Raw genomic sequence first — 23,632 nt, 5'->3', positions numbered from 1 at the left:
GAACTAATCTAACTGGGTAGGAATGGGTAGGAATGCTCTGGCATACCTATGGACGTTCAGTGTTTTAAATGAAGTGTGGACAGGAAGGCAGACACACGTGGAAAAGGAAACAAAGCGCAGCTTCGCCAAGAAGCTTGGCGTGGCCGGTTCGCTCCTGCTCGGCGGCTTCGCGCTCGCGGGCTGTGAAGTAGCCCCGCCGGAGGCTGTGGCCAAGGTGCTCGACATGGGCTGGCCCGACCCGGTCACTCCGGAGGGTGTACAGATGTACAACTTCTGGGTCTGGGTTTGGCTCGCTGCCTGGATTATCGGCATCGTGATGTGGGGCCTGTTCCTCACCGCCATCTTCAAGTGGAACCGCAAGGCCAAGGAGAAGAAGGGCGAGGGCGAGTTCCCGAAGCAGCTGCAGTACAACGTGCCGCTTGAGCTGGCACTGACCATCGTGCCGATTCTGATCGTCATGGTGCTGTTCTTCTTCACCGTCCAGGCACAGACGAAGACCACTGCACTGGACAAGGATCCGAAGGTCACCGTTGACGTCACCGGCTACCAGTGGAACTGGAAGTTCGGCTACGCAGAGGTCGACGGCGAGTTCATCCCGAACGGCCAGAAGTACGAGGGCCGCGACGAGGAGCGTCAGGCCGCTGCTGAGGAGTCGAAGTACGACCCGGAGGGTGTGCCCAACCCGAACCCCATCCACGGCATGTCCATGGGTGACCAGTCGTACCTGAACTTCAACCAGATCGAGACCATCGGCTCCTCCGAGGAGATCCCGGTGCTCGTGGTCCCGACCGACACGGCGATCGAGTTCCGTCTCGCTTCCGGTGACGTCAACCACGCGTTCTGGGTCCCGGAGTTCCTGTTCAAGCGCGACGTCTACGCGCACCCCGAGTCCAACCAGCAGCAGCGCAGCTTCCAGATCGAGCGCATCGATGAGGAAGGCGCGTTCGTCGGCCGCTGTGCCGAGATGTGCGGTACCTACCACGCCATGATGAACTTTGAGATTCGCGCGGTCTCCCCGGAGAAGTTCAAGCAGTACATGGACTTCCGCATCGAGAACCCGCAGGCTCCGAACTCGGACGCACTGAAGGCGATTGGTGAGGAACCGTACGCAACCTCCACCCACCCGTTTGTTACCGACCGTCTGGGTACCCGCGACGGTAACAACGCCAACGTCCCCACCACCGTTTAAAGAAAGAAGGAGTGCAGAACAATGGGAGCTGGCTCAAAAGTTTTCTACGCAATCGGCACCTTCTTGGCCCTGATGGCAGTGGCCTACATCGTCTCCACGAGCTGGATCGGTGAGGATGCTTACCTCTTCGGCCTCGAGTGGGTCGGTGGTGTCGCGCTCGTGCTCGCCACGGCGCTGTGCTTCATGATGGCGGTCTACCTCAACTTCACCGAGCGCCGCATGGACGTCCTCCCCGAGGACTGGGAAGAAGCGGAGATCGAAGACGGCGCTGGCGTGCTGGGCTTCTTCTCCCCGCACTCGATCTGGCCGTTCGCAATGTCCGGCGCGATCTTCTTCCTCGGCCTGGGTATCGCCTTCTACCAGCTGTGGCTGATCGCTTTTGGCGCGGTCTTCCTCATCTGGACCACCACGCAGCTCAACCTGCAGTACGGTATCCCGCGCGAGAAGCACTAAGCGCCTTCATCTCCCGCACGCCTTCGCGGGAAGTCTTAAGCCCCGGCACCTTGTGGTGTCGGGGCTTTATGCTTGTCGACGCCCACCCGCACAGGGGTCAACCGAAAGTAGGTTTTCCACCCGCTTTCTACGCTTAGCGGGTATGAGAAGCGTCACAATCGGGAACTTAGTGCCAAGCCGAATCGGCGGGCAAATATTTGCCCACCGATCGGCGAAACGTTGCGAAAAGCGGGGGTGTGGAACTGGCGCTGCCGTGACCTGCGGGGATGTGCGTCGGATAGTCGTTTGAAAAAGTTCCCGGGTTTTCAAAAAAGTTTTTTCCAGAATCGCATAGCAGGGAAAATAGCTGGTTGGGGCGGAATTGGCAGAAGAATTTCGGGGGTATCTGAGATGACTTTCAGACGAAAACAGGCCATAATCACATGCGTGACGACCGCAATTTCTAACCAAGGCATGGCGACACCGCAGAATCGTGTCCCCTCGCTGAACCGACCGAACATGGTCAGCGTGGGCACGATCGCGTTCCTCGCCCAAGAGTTGATGTTCTTTGCTGGCTTGTTCGCGATGTACTTCACGTCGCGTGCAAACGGCTTGGCTGCCGGTGACTGGGAGAACCAGACGGCACACCTGAACGTGATGTTCGGCTTGATCATCACCATCGTTCTGGTTGCTTCCTCTGTGACCTCTCAGTTCGGCGTGTTCGCTGCAGAAAGGGGTGACGTATACGGCCTGCGTAAGTGGTTTGCTGTCACTGTGCTGCTCGGCGTGATCTTCCTGGGTCTCGTGGCATACGAGTGGACCGAGATGGTCATGCACGGTGTAAGTGTGCAGTCCAGCGTGTATGGCTCGGTGTTCTACATCATCACCGGCTTCCACATGGCGCACGTAACTGCCGGCATTCTTGCCTTCATCGTGGTGCTGCTTCGTGTTTCCAAGTCGAAGTTCACCCCGGCGCAGGCAACGGCTGCGATGGTGACCTCCTACTACTGGCACTTCGTTGACGTGGTGTGGATCGGCGTGTTCATCACCCTCTACCTGGTGCAGTAGTCCAGGGAACAGATAAAGCTTGAATAGTCGCTAAAAGGAAGCAAGATGGAAAACACACCTAAGAAGAAGCGTCGCGGTCGCAAGACCCAACGCACCGTCGCTGGTGCCGCTGCGCTGACGCTCGGGCTTACCGGTGCGGGCCTTCTGGCCTCCGCGCTGACCCCGAACGCTCAGGTTGCCACCGCCGAGCGCGATGAGCAGGCCCTGGTCCAGGAGGGCAAGGACATCTACGACGTGGCCTGCATTACGTGCCACGGCGCGAACCTGGAGGGCGTCGAGGATCGCGGCCCTTCGCTGATTGGTACCGGCGAGGGTGCCGTGTACTTCCAGGTCAACTCCGGCCGCATGCCGATGATGTCGAACGACGCGCAGGCTGAGCGTAAGCGCCCGCGCTACACCGAGTCCCAGGCGCTCGCCCTGGCTGCGTACGTCGCAGCCAACGGTGGCGGCCCTGAGCTCGTCTACGACGACAACGGCGAAGTGGCCAAGGAGTCCCTGCGCGGCAAGAACTACGACGGCCAGATTCAAGCCGCCGACGTAGCCCGCGGCTCCGAGCTGTTCCGCCTCAACTGCGCCTCCTGCCACAGCTTCACCGGCCGTGGTGGCGCGCTGTCTTCCGGTAAGTACGCCCCGGTGCTTGATCCCGCCAACGAGCAGGAGATCTACCAGGCGATGCTCACCGGCCCGCAGAACATGCCGAAGTTCTCCGACCGCCAGCTCACCGCTGACGAGAAGAAGGACATCATCGCCTTCATCAAGTCCGCGAAGGAAACCCCGAGCCCGGGTGGCTGGTCGCTCGGCGGCCTCGGCCCGGTTTCTGAGGGTATGGCTATGTGGATCATTGGCGTGACCCTGGTCGCTGCCGCTGCTATCTGGATTGGATCGCGCTCATGAGTGAAGTGAAGAAGAATTACACCAAAGAAGAGCTGGACCGCATGAGCAATGCGGAGCTCGCCGCGCTCGGCACCGAGCTTGACGACGTCACGGTGGCCTACCGCAAGGAGCGCTTCCCAGTCGAGGGCGACCCGCGTGAGAAGGCCGCAGCCACTGGCATCAACATCTGGCTGCTGATCTCCATCCTCTGCGGCATCGCCTTTTTGGGCGTCTACCTGTTCTGGCCGTGGGAGCCGAAGTTCCACGGCGACGAAGGCCTGTGGATCTACACGATCTACACCCCGCTACTCGGCCTGACCTCCGGTCTTGGCTTCGTCGCACTGGGTATCGCGATTATCCAGTACGTGAAGAAGTTCATCCCGGAAGAGATTTCGGTGCAGCGCCGCCACGACGGTCGCTCCAGCGAACTCGACCGTCGCACCACCACCGCGCTGCTGAACGACGCGTGGGAGACCTCCACCTTTGGTCGTCGTAAGGCGATGCAGGGCCTCCTCGGTGGCGCCGGCGTCCTCGCCGGCCTTATGGTCATTGCCCCGCTCGGCGGCATGATCAAGAACCCGTGGCGCGAGCGCCACGAGCTCAACTACCTGGGCGATGGCACGCTGTGGACCCACGGCTGGACGATCCAGGAGAAGGGCGTCAAGGTCTACCTCGGCCGCGACACCGGCGCGATCGCCGAGCTGCACGAGGGCGAGACCGGTTCGCACTACACCACCGCGGGTGTTTCCCGCCTGGTGCGCATGCGCCCGGAGGACCTGGCTGCAGCGTCCATGGAGACTGTCTTCCCGCTGTACGCAGAGGACGTCAACGACGGCAAGGAGTACGACCCGAAGCGCGACGTGTACGAGCAGCACATGCACTCGCTGCACGGCCCGCGTAACGCTGTCATGCTGATCCGCCTGCGCTCCGCAGACGCCAAGCGCGTCATCGAGCGTGAGGGCCAGGAGGACTTCCACTACGGCGACTACTACGCCTACTCCAAGATCTGCACGCACATCGGTTGCCCGACCTCGCTGTACGAGGCGCAGACCAACCGCATCCTGTGTCCGTGCCACCAGTCGCAGTTCGACGCGCTGCACTACGGCAAGCCGATCTTCGGCCCCGCCGCACGTGCGCTGCCGCAGCTTCCTGTGACTGTTGACGAAGAAGGTTACCTCATCGCCAACGGCAACTTCATCGAGCCCGTCGGCCCGGCATTCTGGGAGCGTAAGTCCTAATGAGTACAAAACTTGCACAAGCCGCGGACAACGTTGACTCGCGGTACACGATCGCGGGGGTCCTGCGCCCCCAGCTGAACAAGGTCTTCCCGAGCCACTGGTCCTTCATGCTCGGCGAGATGGCCCTGTACAGCTTCATCATCCTGCTGCTGACCGGCGTCTACCTGGCGCTGTTCTTCGACCCGTCGATCACCAAAGTGATCTACGACGGCGGCTACTTGCCGCTCAATGGCGTGGAAATGTCCCGCGCCTACGCCACCGCACTGAACATCTCCTTTGATGTCCGCGGCGGACTCTTCGTGCGCCAGATGCACCACTGGGCCGCCCTGATGTTCATGATGGCCATGTTCGCGCACATGATGCGTATCTTCTTCACCGGTGCGTTCCGTCGCCCGCGTGAGGCGAACTGGATTATCGGTGTCACCCTGATCCTGCTCGGCATGATCGAGGGCTTCATGGGCTACTCCCTCCCGGACGACCTGCTCTCCGGCGTCGGCCTGCGCATCATGTCCGCCATCGTGGTGGGCATCCCGATCATCGGTACCTGGATGCACTGGGCCATCTTCGGCGGCGACTTCCCGTCCGACCTGATGCTGGACCGCTTCTACATCCTGCACGTGCTGATCCTGCCGGGCATCATCCTCGCGCTGATCGCCGCGCACCTGCTGCTCGTCTGGTTCCAGAAGCACACCCAGTTCCCGGGCCCGGGCCGCACCGAGAACAACGTTGTTGGCATCCGCATCATGCCGGTGTTCGCCGTCAAGGCAATCGGCTTCATGATGTTCGTCTTCGGCGTCCTCGCTGCCATGGCTGGTCTGACCACCATTAACGGCATTTGGAACATTGGCCCCTATAACCCGTCGCAGGTTTCCGCCGGTTCGCAGCCGGACGTGTACATGCTCTGGACGGATGGTGCCGCACGTGTCATGCCGGCGTGGGAGCTCTACCTGGGCAACTACACCATCCCGGGCGCGTTCTGGGTGGCCCTGCTCTGTGGCCTGATGGTCGTCCTGCTGCTGACCTACCCCTTCATTGAGAAGAAGATCACCGGCGACGACGCTCACCACAACCTCCTGCAGCGTCCGCGCGACGTCCCAGTACGTACCTCCATCGGTGTTATGGGCATCGTGTTCTTCATGCTGATGACCATCTCCGGTGGTAACGACCACGTGGCGCATTTCTTCCAGATCTCGCTGAACGCGATGACCTGGTTCGGCCGCATCGGCGTGATCGTGCTGCCGCCGCTGGCGTACTTCATCACCTACCGCCTGTGCATCGGCCTGCAGCGCTCCGACCGCGAGGTCCTGGAGCACGGCATCGAGACCGGTGTGATCAAGAAGCTGCCGAACGGTGCCTTTGTGGAGATCCACCAGCCGCTCGGCCCGGTCGACGAGAACGGTCACCCGATCCCGCTCGAGTACGCAGGTGCTCGCGTGCCGAAGCAGCTCAACCAGCTTGGCTTCGCAGACTCCGAGACCATCGGTGCTTTCAAGCCGGCTGAGCTCGGCGTCACCGAGCGTGTCCGCGACTCCGAGGCGCAGAAGCACCACGAAGAGGTGGAGACGCTGCGCAAGCTCGAGGAGACCAAGCACCTCGACGATCGCGACGCGACCCACGAGAACAGCCACTAATACGCTGTAAGAAATAGCGGTCGCAGAAGGGCCCGTCCCGAAAGGGGATGGGCCCTTTTTCTATGCCAGAAAGTCACGCTTTATAACGACGCAGAATGCCCGCTTTTCGCCGGTGTGACGGAGAACACATAACCAGTTTTTATGAAGCACGGTACATTGGCAACACTTTGCGGAGCCAGCCGATGGCCGGAAAAGCGCCAGGTAGTAGCGGGTATTTTGGAGCGGAGTGCGCGCGTGGGGCCGTGCGAATTTTCTGGAAAATTCTGGCAAACACAAGGAAACAGTTCAATAACGGATTTGTAACAACCTAAGGGTTGGACAAACTTGTTGCCGTTTCGTAATCTGTTCGAGACATTGCGACAACAGCCGTTGCTTGCAAGGTACGAAAACAGAACATATGAGCCGCACACCACGACTTCAGTGTCGTGGAACCGGGGAACCGCACTTGACTGATTGAGGGCGGATGGCGCGCAGCAAGGCGCGCCAGGGCAGATTCTCACGGCCCAGCCCGTATGGCTACCCGGTAGGCGAAGAGAAGATATGGAGAAACTTACAATGGCAAAGCACCGTCGCCAGACCACGAACACCGCAGTCCGCACCGCGGCTGCCGCAACCGCCGTCGTCGCAGGCGCTACCCTGATGGTACCGACCACCGCGCAGGCCGCCGAGGTCCGCGTCCCGAACTCCCCGGTCTCCGCGCAGATCCCGGGCATTGAGAACATCCCGGGTATCGCCAACATTCCGGGCATCGAGGCTTGGGTCCCGTCCCTGGCTGGCAAGGCCGATGGCGGCCAGTACCAGCAGGCCATCGCTCAGGTGAAGGCGCTGCCGGGCATCAACAACGTCCCGGGCTTCAGCCAGTTCATCGCTAACGTCGAGGCGCAGGTGCTGCCGCAGCAGCCGGCGCAGGCTGTCGCCAAGCAGTACTCCGCACCTGTCGCTGCTCCGGCACCGGCCCCGCAGAAGACCCAGGGCGAGCGCATCGTCGAGATCGCCCGCACCAAGATTGGTTCCCCGTACGTCTACGGCGCTGCCGGTCCGAACGCCTTCGACTGCTCCGGCTTCACCTCCTGGGTCTACGCACAGGCTGGCAAGTCCATCCCGCGTACCTCCCAGGCACAGGCTTCCGCCGGCACCCCGGTCTCCCTGGATAACATCCAGCCGGGCGACATCGTGGTCTACTACGGTGGCGCGTCCCACGTCGGCATCTACGCTGGCAACGGCACCATCATCGACGCGCTCAACAGTGGTGTGCCGGTTGGCGAGCGCCCGCTGCACATGATGCCGGTGCACTCCGTCGTTCGCTTCTAAAAGCTTTTCGACGCCCCACCTTTCACACCCGTACCAGCTCGTATCGAACCGGGCGGGTGTGCTTTTGTGAGCGGGGTGAGCTGGCTATAGTAGTAACGGCTTTATACACAACGCAGCACGCTTTGGTCACGGCTGCGGATCTTTCTAAGGGGAACTGTCGTGGGTTCACACTCTCTTTCTTCTCGCCGGGTACTTGCAGCAAGCGGCATCGTCGCCATCGCCGCGGGCACGTGCGCGCCGATCGCGGGTGCCGACGACGTTGACGCGCTGATCAAGCAGCTCGAGGAGGTTTCCCACCAGGCCACCGCGAAGTCGGAGGAGATCAAGGCCCTCGAGGACGAGGTCGCGGAGTCCGAGCGCAAAATTGCTGACGCCGATCAGCGCGCCGCCACCGCTCGCGCCGAGGCCGAAAAAGCTCGCGGGGCCAAGACGGGCTTCCAGCGCAACGTCAACGACCTTGCCCAGTCCAAGTACCGCAACACGGACTCCGAGGTCTTCCTGACGACGCTCGAGTCCGGCAGCCCGCAAGCCGCGATCGACCGCGCCGCCTACCTCGGCTCGCTCTCTCGCAAGGCGGAGCGCACACTCGCCGAGCTTAACGACGCCAACGAGCTCGCCGCCTCCCGCGCCCGCACCGCCAACATCGCCAAGGCGGAAGCGCAGTACAACCGCAACCAGCTCGCTGCTCAGCTCGACACGCTCAACCGCGAGCGCGACGAGCTCGACGACCAGATCCGCGACATCGAAACTAAGGTCGATGGCTTGAGCGAGGAGGACCGCCAGCGCTGGATCGAAAAGGACGGCCCCGTCAGCCTTGGCGCGAACCTGCCCGCCGCCGACTCCGGCGTCGTCGCCGCCGCGATGGCGCAGCTCGGCAAGCCCTACGGCTGGGGCGCTGCCGGCCCGGACGCCTTTGACTGCTCCGGTCTGATGGTCTGGGCCTACGGCCAGAACGGCATCGGCATCCCGCGCACCTCGCAGGCACAGCTTGCGGGCGGCACCCCGGTGTCCATGGGCGAGCTGCAGCCGGGCGACATCATCGGCTACTACCCGGGGGTAACCCACGTCGGCATGTACATCGGCGACGGCATGGTCGTCCACGCCTCCGACTACGGCATCCCGGTCCAGGTTGTGCCGGTCAACTCCATGCCGGTGCAGGGCGCGGTGCGCTACTAGCCCCGCAGGCTGATGTCGCGCACGCTGCTGGTCACCAATGATTTCCCGCCAACAGTCGGCGGGATTCAGTCTTACCTGCGCGATTTCGCCTCCCACCTCGCCGCACGAAACGGCCCAGACTCGCTGGTCGTGTTCGCCTCCACCCAGGACACGGACGCCGCTCGCGAGTGGGACGCCGCCCAGCCCTTTCCCGTCGTGCGCTGGCCAGCCCGCGTCATGCTGCCGGCCCCGGGGGCACGCCGCCGGATGCAGGAGCTCATCCGCGCCCACGACATACACACCGTCTGGTTCGGCGCGGCCGCCCCGCTCGCCGTGATGGGGATCGCGGCGAAGCAGGCGGGCGCGCGCAAAGTCGTGGCCACGACTCACGGCCACGAGGTCGGCTGGTCGATGCTTCCCGGTGCTCGCCAGGCGCTCCGCGTGATTGGCAACAGCGCCGATACGGTCACCTACGTCTCCGAGTACACCCGCCGGCGCTTCGCATCCGCCTTCGGGCCCCACCCGGAGTTCCTGGCGCTGCCTTCCGGTGTGGACACCGACTTCTTCCGCCCCCAGCCGCGCCCGGATGCACCCAACCCCGCGATCGTCTGCGCCTCCCGCCTTGTCGCCCGCAAGGGCCAGGATCAGCTCATCCGAGCGCTCCCGCTGATTCGAGCCGCTGTGCCGGGCACCGAGCTGCACCTCATCGGTGCCGGGCCCGACGAGCGCCGCCTGCGCCGGCTTGCCCGCAACACGGAAGGCGTGCACTTCCACGGCGCGGTTTCCCGCACCCAGCTTCGCGACGCCATCGCCACCGCCGACCTCTTCGCCATGCCCGCCCGCACCCGCGGGGGAGGCTTAGACGTCGAGGGCCTCGGCATCGTCTACCTCGAGGCCCAGGCCTGCGGCGTGCCTGTCATCGCGGGCAACTCTGGCGGCGCGCCGGAAACCGTCACCCGGGAGACCGGCATCGTCGTCGACGGCCGCGACACCACCGGGCTTGCAGCCGCCGCCTGCGAGATCCTGCGAGACCCGGAAAGGGCCCGAGCGATGGGTCAGGCGGGGCGTGTGCACGTCGAGAAGCATTTCGCGTGGGACGTGCTCACCGAAAGACTGGCAGCACACTTGCAGTAGAATCGTCCCCTATGTCACTTCACCCAGGCCCCCTCACCATCGGCTTCGACATCGGCGGCACCAACCTGCGCGCCGCCGTCGTCGACGCCAACGGGCAGATTCTCGACGCCGCGTCCACCTCCACCCCCCAAACCGGGAGCGAAATGACCGCCGCGATCGTCGAGCTCGCGCACCAACTGCGCGCCTCGCACGACATCGCAGCAGTCGGTCTTGCCGTCGCCGGCTTCCTCGACCCCGACTGCGAAATCGTCCGCTTCGCACCGCACCTGCCGTGGCGCGACGACTACCCGCTGCGCAAAAAGCTTGCCGACGAGCTGGGACTGCCCGTCCGCCTCGAACACGACGCCAACTCCGCCGCCTGGGGCGAATACCGCTTCGGCGCGGCCCGCGATGCGGAGACGTGGGTGCTCTTCGCCGTTGGCACCGGCATCGGGGCAACGCTCATGCACCGCGGCGAGATCTACCGCGGCTCGTTCGGCACCGCTCCCGAGTTCGGCCACCTCACCGTGGTGCCCGGCGGGCGCGCCTGCTCCTGCGGCAAACAGGGCTGTCTCGAGCGCTACGCCTCCGGCTCCTCTCTGGTGGATTGTGCGGTCGAGATCGCGACGCGCGGCGGCTACAAGCGCTGCGGGCTCTACCGCAAGGTGGTGGGCAAGCACGCCACGGGCCGCGACGTGATGGAGGCGGCGCGCGCCGGCGACGAGCTCGGGCTCGCCGCGCTCGACAGCTTCGCCACCTGGCTGGGCCGCGGGCTCGCGATCGTCGCCGACGTGCTCGACCCGGCGCTGATCGTGCTGGGCGGGGGAGTGGCCGCCGACGCCAGCATGTTCATCGATACCGCGCGCGAGACCATGGCCGCCACCATGGTCGGTGCCGGCTACCGGCCGGTGGCAGACATCCAGTGCGCGGAGCTCGGCCCCCAGGCCGGTATGATCGGTGTAGCTGATTTGGCCCGCACGATGGTGCACGAACAACAATAGGAAGCGCACGGCGATGACAAACAGGTGGTATTCGGTGTTCAAGGCCGTCCTCGGCCCGTTCCTCATAGTGTGGAACCGGCCGACGATCAACGGCGCGGAGCATATCCCCGACACCGGCCCCGCGCTGATGGTGTCCAACCACCAGGCCGTGATGGACTCCTTCTACCTGCCGCTGATGGTGCGCCGCCAGCTGACCTTCCCCGCGAAGAGCGAGTACTTCACCACCCCGGGTATCAAAGGCGCGATCCAGAAGTGGTTTTTCACCGCCGTCGGCCAGGTGCCGCTGGACCGCCAGAGCAAGGACGCCGGCGACGCGCTGCAGCAGGCGGCCAGCCGGGTTCTGGACAACGGCGAGCTCTTCGGCATCTACCCAGAGGGCACCCGTTCCCCGGACGGCCGCATCTACAAGGGACGCACAGGTGTTGCCCGCATCGCCATGGCCGAGGGGGTGCCGGTCGTGCTCACCGGCATGGTTGGCACCCGCAACGCCAACCCGATCGGCACGACCTTCCCGCGGCCGGCGAAGGTCCACATCGAGATCAGCGAGCAGATCGACCCGCACGCCTGGGCTAAAGAGCACGGCTTCGACCCTGCCTCGCGGGAGGTCGCGCGCCCATTCACCGACTACCTCATGCACCGGCTCGCCGAACTGACTGGGTACGACTATGTCGACGTCTACGCCAGTGAAGTCAAAGAATCGCTCGAAGCCACCGGCGAGTACCCGGAAGGCACCGAGCCGCGCAAGGAGTAAGCACATGGATAAGGATCTCATTACGCGCGTCGTCCTCGTTGTGGTCACCGTCGCGTTGTACCTCGTCGCCTCTGAGGTGGGCTTCCACCCGACGATCGCCGCGCCGATCGCGGTGGCGATCGTGGCACTGGTGATGTTCTGGCCGCGCCCGCGCGAGGAGCGCGAGAAGCGCCTGCCCATCCAGCTGGGAGAGCAGGGCGAGAAATAGGATGAAGTACTTCTACGACACGGAGTTTATCGAGGACGGTTCGACCATCGAGCTCGTCTCCATCGGCATCGTGGCGGAGGATGGGCGCGAGTACTACGCCGTGTCGACGGAGTTCGACCCGCGCGACGCCAGCGAGTGGGTGCGCGCCAACGTGTTAAACAAGCTGCCGCCGGCGAGCGATCCGGCGTGGAAGCCGCGGCGGGTGATTCGCGATGAGGTGTACGCGTTCCTCACGGCGGCGTCGACAAGCCCTGAGCTCTGGGCGTGGGTCGGCGGCTACGACCACGTGCTGTTCGCCCAGCTGTGGGGCGACATGACGGGCCTGCCGCGGAGGATGCCGCGGTTCACGCATGAATTAAAACAGTACTGGGAGATGGCGGGTCGGCCGAAGCTGCCGAAAGCTCCGCAGGGCAACCACGATGCGCTAATCGACGCCCGCCACAACGTCAAAAAGTACCGCGTATGTGCGGAAATACTGCCGCTGGATGCCACCGGCCGCGCCACCGCGCCGAACACCTAGCGGCGGACAGGTGTACACGGGAATCGGTCCTGGGCACACAGCCGGTGTGCTAAGAATAAAGGCGTGAGTTGGACAATTGATATCCCGAAAGACGTACTGCCCGATCTCCCGCCGCTGCCGGGGGACCTGAACGAGCAGTTCCAGGACGTCCTGAAGCGCGACGCGAAGCAGCAGCCGAGCTGGGATGAGGACCAGGCACGATATGTGCGCAAGATCCTGGAGTCGGTGCCGCCGGTGGTACTCGCCCCGGAGATCGAGGAGCTCAAGGACCACCTGAAGGACGTGGCGCTCGGTAAGGCCTTCCTGCTGCAGGGCGGCGACTGCGCCGAGACTTTCGAGTCGAATACCGAGCCGCACATCCGCGCGAACGTGCGCACGCTTTTGCAGATGGCGGCGGTGCTGACCTACGGGGCGTCGATGCCGGTGGTCAAGCTCGGCCGCATCGCCGGCCAGTACGCCAAGCCCCGCTCCTCCGATCTGGATGCGAACGGGCTGCCCAACTACCGCGGCGACATCGTCAACGGTGTGGAGCCGACCGAGGAGTCCCGCCGTCACGACCCGGCCCGCATGATCCGCGCCTACGCGAACGCCTCGGCCGCGATGAACCTGGTGCGCGCTCTGGTTGCCTCCGGGACTGCGGACCTGCACCACATCAACGATTGGAACCGGGAGTTCGTGAAGAATTCTCCGGCTGGCGCGCGCTACGAGGCGCTTGCCCGCGAGATCTCCCGCTCGCTCGCGTTCATGGATGCCTGCGGGGTCAACGACTACAACCTGCGCACCTCAGAGATCTTCGCCTCCCACGAGGCGCTGCTGGTGGACTACGAGCGCGCCATGCTGCGCCTGGCCGAGGACGAGCGCGGTAAGCAGCGTCTCTACGACCTGTCGGCCCACCAGCTGTGGATCGGCGAGCGCACCCGCGGTATTGACGACTTCCACGTCAACTTCGCCGCGATGATCGACAACCCGGTCGGCATCAAGCTCGGCCCGAAGGTCACACCTGAGGAGGCCGTGGCCTACGCCGACAAGCTCGACCCGAACCGCGAGCCGGGCCGACTGACGATGGTCATCCGCATGGGGCACGAGAACGTGCGCTCTGTGCTGCCGGGAATCGTCAAAGCGGTCGAGGCATCTGGGCACAAGGTGGTCTGGCAGTCGGACCCGATGCACGGCAACACGTTCACCTCATCGAACGGCTACAAGACGCGCCACTTCGACAAGATCATCGACGAGGTCCAGGGCTTCTTCGAGGTCCACCGCGAGCTGGGCACCCATCCCGGCGGCGTGCACATCGAGCTCACCGGCGAAAATGTCACCGAGTGCCTCGGCGGCGCGCAGGACATTTTGGATGTCGACCTGCCGGGCCGCTACGAGTCCGCCTGCGACCCGCGCCTGAACACCGAGCAGGCCCTCGAGCTGGCCTTCCTGGTCGCCGAGATGCTGCGCTACTAGAACGCACCTGATACGGCCTGGCTGACCAGCGGCGGGATCTCGCCGTACATGCCGGAGCCGAACCACCACCCGCCGACGCCGACCGCGCCGGCAACCAGCGCGGCGAAGACCACATACGCTGCCAGCGCCGCCCCGGAGCGGTTGGAAATGCGCCGCACGCGCGGGGCCGGCGCGGGCTTGGCCGGCGGGGGAGCGGGGGGCGGTGGGGCGGGGACGACTGGGGGTACATCAATACGCGTCTGCGGCTCAGCGGCCGGCGGATCGGGGAAGAGGCGCCGCTCTCGCTGCGGCACTGCTGTCTCTGTCTCGCGACTGTCTCGACCGAAGCGCGTCGGGTGCGCCGCCGCGCGGTTTGCCGCCGAATTCCGGGGGACCGGCACGGTGTAGTCGGGCAGGTCGAGCTCGCGGGCGACGTCGACAAGCGCGTCGAGGAATTCGCCGGCGGTGTGGAAGCGCTGGGTGGGGTCGGTGGCGGTGGCGGTGGTGACGAGCTCGTCGAAAAGCATGGGCACCCCGTCGATTGACTGCGATGGCGGCGGCACCTCCTCGTTCAGCCGCGCGTACGCGTGGGCGAGTGGGGTGTCGCCGCGAAATGGGGTGCTGCCGGTGAGCAGCTCGAAAAGGACGATGCCGGCCGAATACACGTCGGAGGCCGGGGTGATCGCCGAGCCGTCTACCTGCTCGGGCGAGAGGTAGCTGACGGTGCCGACGATCTGGTCCGTGGAGTGCGAGGCGTCGGCGGCCGCCCGCACCAGGCCGAAGTCGGCGAGCTTGACCTGGTGGTCGCCGTTAATTAACACGTTATCCGGCTTGATGTCGCGGTGGACCAGCCCCTTGCCATGCGCCACCGCAAGGCCGGTGAGCACGCCCCGCATCACGGCGGTGGCGGCGTGCGGCGGCATCGGCCCGCGCTCGGCGAGCAGCTCGCGCAGAGTGCCGCCGGTGATCAGCTCCATGATGAGGAAAATCTCGTCGCCCTGGGCGGAGAAATCGTAGACATTGACCAGGTTCGGGTGGGACAGTTGCGCCATCGCGCGGGCTTCGCGGCGGAAGCGCTCGAGGAAGACCGGGTCGTCGACGTACTGCTGGTGCATGACCTTGGCGGCGACCTCGCGCCCGAGCCGGGTATCGACGCAGCGGTAGACCGTCGCCATGCCGCCGCGCGCGATCGGCCGGTCGATGACGTATCGGTGATCCAGGTAGTCTCCCACATCCATGCAGACCAGTATGGTGCACATGTGCCCCGCGGCGCTAAACTACGGGGCCGTGAATACTCTTGATGATCTCCTCGCTGGCGAAGAACTGCTGTCCCTGCCCGCGGTCGCCGAAATGCTCGGCGTCCCGGTAACGAAAGTCCACGACCTGGTCAACGCGCGCAAGCTCGTGCTCTACCGCAAGGATGGACGCAAAGCGGTGCCCGCCCTGCTCTTCGCCGATGGCGAGATGAGCAAGTTCATTACGGGGGCCATTACCGTGCTTTTCGACGGCGGCTTCTCCGAAGAAGAAATCCTTTCCTATCTCTTCACCGAAGACGATTCGCTGCCGGGCCGTCCGATCGACGCGCTGCACGGCCACGGGGCGCGCGAGGTGATTCGGCGCGCGCAGGCGATGGCGTTCTAACCGGGCGAGACCGGTGCGCCTTGGGCGGGTCCGCCGATGATGGTTTCGGCATCAATGTAGTCGCGGCCGGTAAATCTCGGTGTGCCGTATTTTGGGCCGATCCAGGCGATCCGGCCGTCGATGCGTGCCATCCGGCCCCGGTCTGGTTGCCCGTTGACCGCGTTGTGGTGCGGGCACAGCCAGCACATATTCGACGGGTGCGTCTCGCCACCTTGGGCGTAGTCGGTCAGGTGGTGCGCCTGGCACTTGCTAATCGGGGTGGTGCAGTCCGGCCAGCAACAGGTTGGCGAGTCCGCCTCGATCGCCAGGCGCTGCACCGGCGAGGCAAGGCGTGCCCGGTGGGTGTTAATGGGACCTAAGTGTGGTGCGGTAAGCGTGATGTAGCCATCAGGCAGGATATGCCGGCGCAGCACCTGGCTGGTGGTCATTTTCACCCCGGTATTGGTCACCACGACCGGTTCTTCGTCGGGTTTATCGTCGGTGCCGGAAAGGACGTGGTCGATGTCCTTGTCGGTGATAATCGCGTGTATTGCTACCGGTGCTTGGACGATGTTGCGGTTGTTGACCAGCCAGTCGATCGGATCAATCGGTTTTCCATCCTCGCCGGGGGTTTCAAAGGTGGTGACCAGGTCTTGGAGATCGTTGGTCGGTCCGGTGAGCCGAATGATGAATTTGTCGTGTTGTTCGCTGCGTTGGATGCGCACCCCGTCTTGTGGCGGGCGCGGCGGCAGGAAGGTTTTGCGCAGCCGGGCAGCCTTCTTCGAGATGGTGGTAGTATCCCCCTCGGTGGCGCACAACTGCGTGGTGTACTCCCAGCGTTTGGTGGGGTTGGTGATGCGCCTGGCGGTGCGTTCGATGAGTTCTAGGGTTTCGATGCAGTGCCGGTTGGCCTCGGCCGCAGCGCGTGCTTCGGTTTGATAGCGCGAGTGGCTCGTGGGCCGGAAAAACCGGCGGGCAAGGCGCACGAGCGTGTGCGCGTAGTCGTCGGCCGCGCCCATCCCGGCCAGGTCTGCCTCGTCCAGGCCTGCCTCATGCACGAGCCGTAGTGTGGCGATTCCCCCTGCTTTAAAGGCCAAAAAGGCCCGTAATTGTTGTTGATCCCCCATAGGCCCACAACCTAGCGCAGGCCCTGGGCCTCCGCAACAGGAACCTTGCGCGGCCACACGAACGCCACGGCGGCAAGCGCGACGAAGGGAGCGAGGATAAGGAACCAGGGGTCGTAAAACCGGTGGTTGCCGCTGCCCGTAAACGCGAGCGAGACCACGACCGAGGCCCCCACGGCGATCCGCTGCACCCACGCCGGTGCGCGGAACGTGCCCACCAAGGACACCAGCGAGGCGTAGTACCACGGCAGGGTGACCGCGTTGGCCACGAAGGCGACGACGTAGGCGGCGCAGGTCCCGGCGATCGCGCGGGCGGGGTAGCCGCCCCGGCTCGGCCGGAAGTACCACCACGCCACAACCAGGCCCGCGAGCATGACCACCCCGCTGGCTGCGCGGGTGGCAGCAAGGGCGGTGTTGTAGTGGAAGTTCTCGTTGACAAGCTGGGCGACGGGGGTGATGAGCTCCGCCAAAAGCGTCGGCCCGGCGAGGGGGTTGACCACTTTGGAGTTGCCGGAGATCTCCGCCACCCACCCCCAAGACGCCCCGGAGACCACGGTGACCAGGTCCACGACCGCGAGCGTTAACGCAAGCGCCCACGCACCACAGCCGGCGAATACGCCGAGTCGGCGCGGCCAGTTGCCCGTCGCAAAGCGCGCGTGCATGATCCACACAACGAACGGCAGCGCGATCGCGGCGGTCGCTTTGAGCGAGACCGCCAGCGCGATGAGCGCGATCCCGCCGCTCGCCCACGCAAAGTAGCGGCGCGTCGGCACCACACAGGCGAGCAGCCCGACGGAGACGAGGCCGACCATGATGGATTCGTTGTGCATGCCGCCGACCATGTGCAGCAGCATGAGCGGGTTCGCCGCCCCGATCCACAGCGCGAACGCGGGGTTGCCACCGAGCGCTGCGGCAATCCGGGGTACCGCCCAGATGATCATCGCGAACCCCAACAGCGAGACGAGCTTATATACGATCAGCCCTGCGGTGACGTCGTCGCCAACTGCCGTGGTGATCGCCTTGCCTAGCCCGAGGTGCGCGGGTCCGTAGGGGGTGGTCGTGTTGCGCCAGTCGTGGCTGACCTCCCACAGATACGGCCCGGGGTTGACGGCGGCGCCTTCGGTGTAGGGGTCGTAGCCGTCGCGAAGCATCGCGCCTTGCATGAGGTAGGAGTAGACGTCGCGCGAGAGGATGGGCGCACTGAGCACGAGCGGCGCGGTCCACGCCCAGGCGGCCAGGCGCGTGGTGCGCAAGTCCGGGCGGGCGCGGCCGAGCAGCAGCCAGGCGGCGACGAGCCCGAGGATGCCGATCGTTAAAAGCGCCTCCATGAGCCCGCGGCCGTGGCCGTACATGAGCGGGTCGAGGCCGAGCTCGCGCATGATGCCGCTGCGATTGCGGGTGGCACCGGCGCCGTACGAGCCGAGCGCGATGCAGGTGGCGGCGGCGGTGCCGAGGGCGAGTACTCGCCGCATTAGGCGCGCCGTTCGGTGGAGCGGATCGCGAGCTGGCGCAGCGTGTCGGCGACCTCGGCGTCGATGTCCGCTTGCTCGAGGTGCGCAAGGCCCGAGGCAGTCAGTGCTTCGATTCGCTTCTCGACGCCCTCCCGCGCCCCACTTTCCGCAATCACCTCCGCCAGTCGCGTGAGCTCCTGCGGTGCGGTTGCGGTCCCGATGCCGGCGCGTAGTTCTGCGGCGGCGGCAGGGTCGGAGTCGTCGAGGAGTTCGAGCGCGGTGGCGTAGAGCACGGTCCGCTTGCCCTCGCGGATGTCGTCGCCGGCGGGCTTGCCGGTAATCGCGGAGTCGCCGAAGACACCGAGGATGTCGTCACGCAACTGGTAGGCGATGCCGATGTCGCGCCCGTAGCCGCGGAAGGCGTCGATCGTGGCCTGGGGTGCGTCGGCGAGCGCGGCACCTAAGTGGAGGGGGCGCTCGATTGTGTAGGCGGCGGTCTTGAAGCGGTTGACTCGATCGGCCAGTTCGATCGACTCGCTGCCCTCGCCCTCCAGCATGATGTCGAGGAGCTGGCCGCCGATGACCTCGGTGCGCATGCCGCGCCAGGCCTCGGCGGCGCGCTCCAAGGCGGCGGCGCTGACACCCGAGTAGCGCCACATGTCTTCGGCCCAGACCAGTGCGAGGTCGCCGATGAGGATGGCGGCGTTTTGGCCGAACTCGGCGGCGTCGCCGCGCCGGCCCGCCTTACGGTGCGCGGCCTCGACGGCGCGGTGGACGGTGGGGTTGCCGCGGCGGGTATCGGAGGCGTCGATGATGTCGTCGTGGATAAGCGCGCAGGCCTGGATGAACTCGAGCGAACTGACGGCGCGCAGCACGGCGTCCGGGTCCTCGTCGGTGCGCTCGAGACCGCCCCCGCCGACGAAGCCTGCCCAGCCGTAGAGCGGGCGGATGCGCTTGCCGCCGCCGAGTACGAAGCGCTCCAGGTAGCCCACGGAGTTGGACACGGGTGCCCCGATGCGGCCGACGGTGTCGCGCTGGGCGGCAAAGAACTCGCGCAGCTGCGCTTCGACTGCTGCCGGGATCGTCTCGAGTGAGGTGTGCCTTGTGGCCACGGTGGGGCTCCTTTGCTGAGGTAGATCTTCTGCCCCAGGTTACCCACAGGGCAGGCGGCGTCCCAAGATGGCAAAGGGGCGCGGGTCGCCGGAGTAGTAGAAGTTGCGGGCGAGGTCTGCAAAGCCGAAGGCGCGGTAGAGGCGGAAGGCCCCGTTGGCTTCCCCGGGCGCTTCGGGGGTGGACAGGAGCGCCCAGTGGGCGGGCGCGGCGTCGAGAAGCGAGCGCAGAAGTAGCGTGCCAACACCGCGGGCCTGTGCGGCGGGGGAGACATGGACCTCGGCGATCTCGAAGTAGCTGCGCAGCATCTCGCGAGCGGTGTCGTCGAGGCGGTTGTTCTCGGTCAGCGCGCGGATGAGCTGGCGGTCCCACCAGCGCTCCCGCTGGCCGAGGAAGCCGTAGGCGACGCCGAGGATGCGCGTGCCCTCGATCGCCGCGAAGGCTTCGAAGCCCGGGGTGGTCACGTCGCGGCGCCACACACGGATCCGCTCGGAGCGGATGGTGCGCGGGTAGTCCATGGCGTCGAGGTAGATGTCCACGAACTGTGGCGCGAGCTGGCTGAACTCGGCGGCGCTGAGGCGGCGGATAGTGACGGTCACGCTTTCCATGGAACCACGGCTGCGCGCGGGGCGGGGGAGAATCACTAAGTTAGAACACGTGAGCGAACGTGCGCGGGGTGATGTTCGATCGGCTTCCTAAAGTTTGGGGCAACACAAACTACAAAAAGGAGTACAACCATGCACACCAACACCAGCGTCGTCTCTGCCACCGTCTCCCGCGCCAGCTCGGCGGAAGGCAAGCGGGACCGCTTCCTCGCCGCCGCCGACGGATTTCTTGCCCAGGCGCACGAGGAACTCGAGGCAGGCCGCGAAGACGTCGCGTTAGAGCAGGCCTACCTCGCCGCGCTGCGGATCGCGGGCGCGGTGTGCGCGACTTCTCCGACGATACGTAAAAGGAAGCGGCTGCCCACCAGTGCGTGGGACAAGCTCGCCATTACGGGTGCGGACGGCAAGCGCTGGGCGGGAACGTTTCGGCAGTATTCGGCGCTGCGGGGGCGCGTCGTCTCGGGAATCCAGCGCGAGGTTCCGGCGGCGCGTGTCGCGGAACTGCTGGGTGAGACTGAGCGCTTCTACGAGTTTGCGCGACCCGATTTCGGCACCGGTGCCCCGCTGGTTGCGTAGGTTGGGAAAGGTTTTGCGTAAAAGAATTCAGCGGCGGGAACAAACTGGGTAGGATGACCGTTGTATAAGTAACAATGTCCGTCGGGTAGCTGGAGAGTGAACCATTGTCTCTTTCTGAACAGGAACAGCGCGCACTCCGCGAGATTGAGCAATCGCTCCTCGCCGAGGATCCGAAGTTCGGCAGCTCCGTAGCGCAAGAGGTGAGCTTTGGCGGCGAGCGCCCAGCGGGCAAGCTCACGCTCCGCAGCGTGGCGCTCATGGTGCTCGGTCTCGTGCTGCTGCTGGGCGGAGTGGCGCTCGCCTCGGTGAGCGTGTGGATGGTGGCGCTGAGCATCGTCGGCTTCGGTGTGATGATGGCGGGTGGCGTCATGGCGTTGCGCACTCCGTCGACGCCGACCGCGCACGTGCAGCCGCAGCGCGGCGCGAAGCAGCGCTCGCAGCGCGGCGCCTCGTTGGAGGAGAGCTTCCGGCGCCGTTTCGAGGACCGCCAGTAGCGCCTTTCTTGTAAATCGCAGCGCATCCCCGCGTAGGGGGTGCGCTTTTTCGTGCCCGCCCGAAATTCCCCACTTTCACCCACTCATGCCCCCTGGGGCGTGTGATCCGGCGTGTGCGCGCCCCGGAACCCGCCCCGTGTGCCGTCGAAAACCGCGCTCAATGCCCGGGTTCCGGGGATTTCTCCCCACCGAAAAACACGCAGTTTACCTGCGCAAACACAAATCAAACGCGGAAAGTTTGCCCGTAGTGTGGCGTTTGTGGGGCAAAGTGGGTTAAGGTGGGGCATAGCGGCGAGCAGTGGCGCACATCTTGACTACGTGTGCGGCGCGAATCGTCGTAGAGAAAATTTCAGAGCCGATTCCGAAGGTGAAGGGAAGGTGGGTCGCCGGATGTTTCTGGGAACCTACACTCCCAAGCTGGACGACAAGGGTCGCTTGACGCTGCCCGCAAAGTTCCGTGAGGGGCTTGCGGACGGGCTGATGGTGACGAAGGGGCAGGATCATTCGCTCGCGGTGTACCCGCGGGAGGAGTTCACCGCTAGGGCCAGAAAGGCTGCGGCGGCGTCCCGGACGAACCCGAAGGCGCGCGCGTTTATTCGTAACCTGGCTGCCAGTGCGGATGAGCAAACGTTGGATGGGTCCGGCCGTATTACGTTGTCGCCGGCGCACCGGGAGTACGCCTCCCTGACTAAGGAGTGCGTGGTGATTGGGTCGGTGGATTTTCTCGAGATTTGGGACGCTGAGTCGTGGGCTCAGTACCAAGAAGAGACTGAAGCCGCTTTCTCGGCGGCGGATGATGACGACATTCTCTCCGGTCTGCTGTAGGGCTGACTCCCCGGCAGTGGGCGTGACTACTGACGGAGAGCGTGTACGGACTCTGTCTGGGGCGTGGAGCGTTCTGGTGTACTTCCCCGACATCAGAACAGCCGCCCCGGGCAGGGCTCTATGCGCTCCCCTTGTGTGAGTGTGAAGGAAGCGGCAAGTGTGACGGAGGGAGGTTCCTCGGGTGACGAATCAGCAGGTGCATGGGCATGTCCCGGTGATGCGTGAGCGGATGGCCGAGTTGCTCGCCCCGGCGGTGGGCACTGATGCTGTGCTTATCGACGCCACACTCGGCGCCGGCGGACACACCGAGCACTTCCTCACCACGTTCCCTGGCGCACGGGTGATCGGCGTCGACCGTGATCCGAATGCGCTCGCGGAGGCGACCGAGCGGCTCGCGCCGTTTGGCGACCGTTTCGCCGCGGTGCAGGCGCGCTTCGACGAGATGGGCGAAGCCATCGCCGCCGCCGAGGGGGAGGCCTTTGACCTGGTCCGTGCCAATGGCGTGGCCGGGGCGCTGTTTGATCTTGGCGTGTCGTCGATGCAGCTGGATCAGGCTGAGCGCGGGTTTGCATACCGCGTGGACGCGCCGCTGGATATGCGGATGGACCCCACCCACGGGATCACCGCGGCGGAGGTGTTAAACACCTACAGCCACGGCGAGCTCGCGCATGTGCTCAAGACTTACGGGGATGAGCGGTTCGCGGGCAAGATTGCTGCAGCGGTTATCAAGGAGCGGGAGCGGGAGCCATTTACGACGAGCGCGCGCCTGGTCGAGCTGCTCTACGACACGATCCCGGCCGCCACACGGCGCACCGGCGGGCACCCCGCGAAGCGTACGTTCCAGGCGCTGCGCGTAGAGGTCAACGGCGAGTTGGATGCGATCCGGAACGTGGTCCCGGTGATCACGGACCTGCTTGCCGTCGGCGGGCGGGTGGTGTTCATGAGCTACCAGTCGCACGAGGACAAGATCATCAAGTCCGCGCTGCGCGAGCTGACTACCTCGAAAACGCCGCCGGGGCTGCCGATGGACTTGCCCGGTACCGAAGCGAAGTTCGCTCTGATTACGCACGGGGCGGAGCAGGCGTCGAAAGAAGAAATTGAGCGCAACCCGCGCGCCGCGCCCGTCAGGGTGCGGGGAATCAAGAAACTGTCCGCATAACACACCTGGCCGAAAAGGACGCAAGAAACTATGGGAGCACGAGACTTTAACGCGGTGGCGTCGACAAGCACGCTCACCCGCCCCCGCCGGCACCCTGAGCGCACGCGGGTGGCGCGACCGCATGTGCCGCACGAGAAGGCGCGCGGGCGGCTCGGCTCGAGCCAGGTTGTTTCGGTCCGCGGGAGGCGCGTGGCCGAGGCGCGGGTGACTGATGCACCGCACCGCTTTTCTAAGGTGTCGTCGATTGGCGTGCCGCTGCTGATCGCCGGTGTGCTTACCGCGATGGGGCTGTCGGGGCTGGCGACGTCGCAGTCGTTTAGTATCCAGGACCTGCAGAAGCAGGAGCGGCAGCTAGCGGCCGAGGTGGAGACGCTCAACCGCGACTTAGAGCAGCGCCGGTCCTCGGCGGAGCTGGCGCAGCGCGCTTCCGAGCAGGGCATGCTCGTGGCTTCGCAGCCCGGCATCGTGGACGTGACCGACAACGGGGCGACGCACATCCGCCGCGAGTTCAACCCGGAGGCCAACGCGAAGGTCATCGACGTCAACAGCGCGCAGGCTGACGCCGGACGCGCGTCAAGCGATAGGGAAGCCACCGACGAGATCGGCGATTCGCTTACCGCAACGCCGGGCGGCAACGACCGCCGGCCGGCACCCGCGCAGCGGCTCGATAATGTCGCGCCGTACCAACCAAATGTCGCCTCGAACTTCTAAGATGAGGTACCTGCATCCGCAGGAGCGGACACAGCA

The 23,632-nt window shown here is 65.1% G+C and carries 25 protein-coding genes; 20 read left to right on the top strand and 5 right to left on the bottom strand.

Translation table 11 applies throughout. The annotated features are described in order from the left end of the window. The first annotated feature begins 97 nt into the window (after window positions 1–97). The 14 genes from ctaC to CIMIT_RS08110 all read left to right on the top strand — a co-directional run bounded on the left by ctaC (window position 98) and on the right by CIMIT_RS08110 (window position 13,942). On the top strand, window positions 98–1,189 hold the full coding sequence (gene ctaC / locus CIMIT_RS08175; protein WP_038591557.1) for an aa3-type cytochrome oxidase subunit II: 1,092 nt from the start codon (window positions 98–100) through the stop codon (window positions 1,187–1,189). A gap of 21 nt (window positions 1,190–1,210) precedes the next feature. After that, window positions 1,211–1,642 (top strand): aa3-type cytochrome oxidase subunit IV, encoded by a 432-nt coding sequence (ctaF, locus tag CIMIT_RS08170; protein ID WP_038591554.1) that lies wholly within the window; start codon window positions 1,211–1,213, stop codon window positions 1,640–1,642. A 426-nt stretch (window positions 1,643–2,068) separates the two neighbouring features. Then, window positions 2,069–2,689, top strand: coding sequence for an aa3-type cytochrome oxidase subunit III (ctaE, locus tag CIMIT_RS08165; RefSeq protein ID WP_197697005.1), 621 nt, complete (start codon window positions 2,069–2,071; stop codon window positions 2,687–2,689). Between the two features lie 45 nt (window positions 2,690–2,734). Beyond that, a complete protein-coding gene (qcrC, locus tag CIMIT_RS08160; RefSeq protein ID WP_038591547.1) occupies window positions 2,735–3,583 on the top strand; it encodes a cytochrome bc1 complex diheme cytochrome c subunit in 849 nt (282 codons plus the stop codon). Beyond that, window positions 3,580–4,800: a cytochrome bc1 complex Rieske iron-sulfur subunit gene (gene qcrA / locus CIMIT_RS08155; RefSeq protein WP_038591544.1), complete on the top strand. Its 1,221-nt coding sequence runs from the start codon at window positions 3,580–3,582 to the stop codon at window positions 4,798–4,800. The genes qcrC and qcrA overlap by 4 nt, the downstream gene beginning before the upstream one ends. Then, on the top strand, window positions 4,800–6,431 hold the full coding sequence (gene qcrB, locus CIMIT_RS08150) for a cytochrome bc1 complex cytochrome b subunit (protein ID WP_038591541.1): 1,632 nt from the start codon (window positions 4,800–4,802) through the stop codon (window positions 6,429–6,431). The genes qcrA and qcrB overlap by 1 nt, the downstream gene beginning before the upstream one ends. Window positions 6,432–6,986: 555 nt before the next feature. Continuing rightward, on the top strand, window positions 6,987–7,742 hold the full coding sequence (locus CIMIT_RS08145; RefSeq protein ID WP_038591538.1) for a C40 family peptidase: 756 nt from the start codon (window positions 6,987–6,989) through the stop codon (window positions 7,740–7,742). Window positions 7,743–7,901: 159 nt separating this feature from the next. Further along, entirely contained in the window at window positions 7,902–8,918 is a 1,017-nt protein-coding gene (locus tag CIMIT_RS08140; protein WP_038591535.1) for a C40 family peptidase, read from the top strand. Window positions 8,919–8,930: 12 nt separating this feature from the next. Continuing rightward, window positions 8,931–10,031, top strand: a complete 1,101-nt coding sequence (locus CIMIT_RS08135; RefSeq protein WP_038591532.1) for a glycosyltransferase family 4 protein — start codon at window positions 8,931–8,933, stop codon at window positions 10,029–10,031. 11 nt (window positions 10,032–10,042) lie between these two features. Next, window positions 10,043–11,011, top strand: a complete 969-nt coding sequence (locus CIMIT_RS08130; protein ID WP_038591529.1) for an ROK family protein — start codon at window positions 10,043–10,045, stop codon at window positions 11,009–11,011. Between the two features lie 13 nt (window positions 11,012–11,024). Then, window positions 11,025–11,762 (top strand): lysophospholipid acyltransferase family protein, encoded by a 738-nt coding sequence (locus tag CIMIT_RS08125; protein ID WP_038591526.1) that lies wholly within the window; start codon window positions 11,025–11,027, stop codon window positions 11,760–11,762. Window positions 11,763–11,766: 4 nt separating this feature from the next. Continuing rightward, window positions 11,767–11,970 (top strand): hypothetical protein, encoded by a 204-nt coding sequence (locus tag CIMIT_RS08120; protein ID WP_038591523.1) that lies wholly within the window; start codon window positions 11,767–11,769, stop codon window positions 11,968–11,970. Between the two features lies 1 nt (window position 11,971). Beyond that, window positions 11,972–12,490: a polyadenylate-specific 3'-exoribonuclease AS gene (locus CIMIT_RS08115; RefSeq protein ID WP_038591520.1), complete on the top strand. Its 519-nt coding sequence runs from the start codon at window positions 11,972–11,974 to the stop codon at window positions 12,488–12,490. A gap of 63 nt (window positions 12,491–12,553) precedes the next feature. Continuing rightward, a complete protein-coding gene (locus tag CIMIT_RS08110; RefSeq protein WP_038591517.1) occupies window positions 12,554–13,942 on the top strand; it encodes a class II 3-deoxy-7-phosphoheptulonate synthase in 1,389 nt (462 codons plus the stop codon). Here CIMIT_RS08110 and CIMIT_RS08105 read toward each other — a convergent pair. Beyond that, window positions 13,939–15,159: a protein kinase domain-containing protein gene (locus CIMIT_RS08105; protein WP_038591514.1), complete on the bottom strand. Its 1,221-nt coding sequence runs from the start codon at window positions 15,157–15,159 to the stop codon at window positions 13,939–13,941. The two genes, CIMIT_RS08110 and CIMIT_RS08105, sit on opposite strands and share 4 nt — an antisense overlap. Before the next feature lie 19 nt (window positions 15,160–15,178). Here CIMIT_RS08105 and CIMIT_RS08100 point away from each other — a divergent pair, with 19 nt between their 5' ends. Continuing rightward, complete coding sequence (locus tag CIMIT_RS08100) at window positions 15,179–15,562, top strand: Rv2175c family DNA-binding protein (RefSeq protein WP_038594537.1); 384 nt, start codon at window positions 15,179–15,181, stop codon at window positions 15,560–15,562. Here CIMIT_RS08100 and CIMIT_RS08095 read toward each other — a convergent pair. The 4 genes from CIMIT_RS08095 to CIMIT_RS08080 form a co-directional block, all read right to left on the bottom strand. Then, on the bottom strand, window positions 15,559–16,599 hold the full coding sequence (locus tag CIMIT_RS08095; RefSeq protein WP_051904895.1) for an HNH endonuclease signature motif containing protein: 1,041 nt from the start codon (window positions 16,597–16,599) through the stop codon (window positions 15,559–15,561). The two genes, CIMIT_RS08100 and CIMIT_RS08095, sit on opposite strands and share 4 nt — an antisense overlap. Before the next feature lie 80 nt (window positions 16,600–16,679). Beyond that, window positions 16,680–18,137, bottom strand: a complete 1,458-nt coding sequence (locus tag CIMIT_RS08090) for an alpha-(1->6)-mannopyranosyltransferase A (protein ID WP_051904894.1) — start codon at window positions 18,135–18,137, stop codon at window positions 16,680–16,682. Continuing rightward, window positions 18,137–19,228: a polyprenyl synthetase family protein gene (locus CIMIT_RS08085; RefSeq protein ID WP_038591511.1), complete on the bottom strand. Its 1,092-nt coding sequence runs from the start codon at window positions 19,226–19,228 to the stop codon at window positions 18,137–18,139. Before CIMIT_RS08085 ends, CIMIT_RS08090 begins: the two co-directional genes overlap by 1 nt. Window positions 19,229–19,267: 39 nt before the next feature. Further along, entirely contained in the window at window positions 19,268–19,834 is a 567-nt protein-coding gene (locus CIMIT_RS08080; protein WP_275433117.1) for a GNAT family N-acetyltransferase, read from the bottom strand. 129 nt (window positions 19,835–19,963) lie between these two features. Between CIMIT_RS08080 and CIMIT_RS08075 the strand changes: the two genes are divergently transcribed. From CIMIT_RS08075 to CIMIT_RS08055, 5 genes are all read left to right on the top strand, one after another. Beyond that, window positions 19,964–20,407, top strand: coding sequence for an SAV_6107 family HEPN domain-containing protein (locus CIMIT_RS08075; protein WP_038591504.1), 444 nt, complete (start codon window positions 19,964–19,966; stop codon window positions 20,405–20,407). 104 nt (window positions 20,408–20,511) lie between these two features. After that, the gene (locus tag CIMIT_RS08070; protein WP_038591500.1) at window positions 20,512–20,901 is read left to right on the top strand and encodes a DUF3040 domain-containing protein; all 390 of its coding nucleotides are present in this window, start codon (window positions 20,512–20,514) and stop codon (window positions 20,899–20,901) included. Window positions 20,902–21,291: 390 nt separating this feature from the next. Beyond that, complete coding sequence (gene mraZ, locus CIMIT_RS08065; RefSeq protein WP_038591497.1) at window positions 21,292–21,726, top strand: division/cell wall cluster transcriptional repressor MraZ; 435 nt, start codon at window positions 21,292–21,294, stop codon at window positions 21,724–21,726. Window positions 21,727–21,907: 181 nt separating this feature from the next. Then, window positions 21,908–22,885, top strand: coding sequence for a 16S rRNA (cytosine(1402)-N(4))-methyltransferase RsmH (gene rsmH / locus CIMIT_RS08060; protein WP_038591494.1), 978 nt, complete (start codon window positions 21,908–21,910; stop codon window positions 22,883–22,885). Window positions 22,886–22,915: 30 nt separating this feature from the next. After that, a complete protein-coding gene (locus tag CIMIT_RS08055; protein ID WP_141757833.1) occupies window positions 22,916–23,596 on the top strand; it encodes a hypothetical protein in 681 nt (226 codons plus the stop codon). The last annotated feature ends 36 nt before the right edge of the window (window positions 23,597–23,632 follow it).

Origin of the sequence: Corynebacterium imitans, assembly GCF_000739455.1 — a bacterium.
Taxonomy (GTDB): Bacteria; Actinomycetota; Actinomycetes; order Mycobacteriales; family Mycobacteriaceae; genus Corynebacterium; species Corynebacterium imitans.
This window is presented reverse-complemented; position numbering and strand designations above follow the sequence as displayed.

Coding starts and splice junctions, on each gene's coding strand:
- qcrA (WP_038591544.1), top strand. CDS start 3,580: ATGAGTGAAGTGAAGAAGAATTACACCAAAGAAGAGCTGGACCGCATG.
- CIMIT_RS08125 (WP_038591526.1), top strand. CDS start 11,025: ATGACAAACAGGTGGTATTCGGTGTTCAAGGCCGTCCTCGGCCCGTTC.
- CIMIT_RS08130 (WP_038591529.1), top strand. CDS start 10,043: ATGTCACTTCACCCAGGCCCCCTCACCATCGGCTTCGACATCGGCGGC.
- CIMIT_RS08055 (WP_141757833.1), top strand. CDS start 22,916: ATGGGAGCACGAGACTTTAACGCGGTGGCGTCGACAAGCACGCTCACC.
- CIMIT_RS08105 (WP_038591514.1), bottom strand. CDS start 15,159: ATGGATGTGGGAGACTACCTGGATCACCGATACGTCATCGACCGGCCG.
- mraZ (WP_038591497.1), top strand. CDS start 21,292: ATGTTTCTGGGAACCTACACTCCCAAGCTGGACGACAAGGGTCGCTTG.
- qcrB (WP_038591541.1), top strand. CDS start 4,800: ATGAGTACAAAACTTGCACAAGCCGCGGACAACGTTGACTCGCGGTAC.
- CIMIT_RS08115 (WP_038591520.1), top strand. CDS start 11,972: ATGAAGTACTTCTACGACACGGAGTTTATCGAGGACGGTTCGACCATC.
- CIMIT_RS08090 (WP_051904894.1), bottom strand. CDS start 18,137: ATGCGGCGAGTACTCGCCCTCGGCACCGCCGCCGCCACCTGCATCGCG.
- CIMIT_RS08145 (WP_038591538.1), top strand. CDS start 6,987: ATGGCAAAGCACCGTCGCCAGACCACGAACACCGCAGTCCGCACCGCG.
- qcrC (WP_038591547.1), top strand. CDS start 2,735: ATGGAAAACACACCTAAGAAGAAGCGTCGCGGTCGCAAGACCCAACGC.
- ctaF (WP_038591554.1), top strand. CDS start 1,211: ATGGGAGCTGGCTCAAAAGTTTTCTACGCAATCGGCACCTTCTTGGCC.
- CIMIT_RS08075 (WP_038591504.1), top strand. CDS start 19,964: ATGCACACCAACACCAGCGTCGTCTCTGCCACCGTCTCCCGCGCCAGC.
- CIMIT_RS08135 (WP_038591532.1), top strand. CDS start 8,931: ATGTCGCGCACGCTGCTGGTCACCAATGATTTCCCGCCAACAGTCGGC.
- CIMIT_RS08120 (WP_038591523.1), top strand. CDS start 11,767: ATGGATAAGGATCTCATTACGCGCGTCGTCCTCGTTGTGGTCACCGTC.
- CIMIT_RS08080 (WP_275433117.1), bottom strand. CDS start 19,834: ATGGAAAGCGTGACCGTCACTATCCGCCGCCTCAGCGCCGCCGAGTTC.
- CIMIT_RS08100 (WP_038594537.1), top strand. CDS start 15,179: ATGTGCCCCGCGGCGCTAAACTACGGGGCCGTGAATACTCTTGATGAT.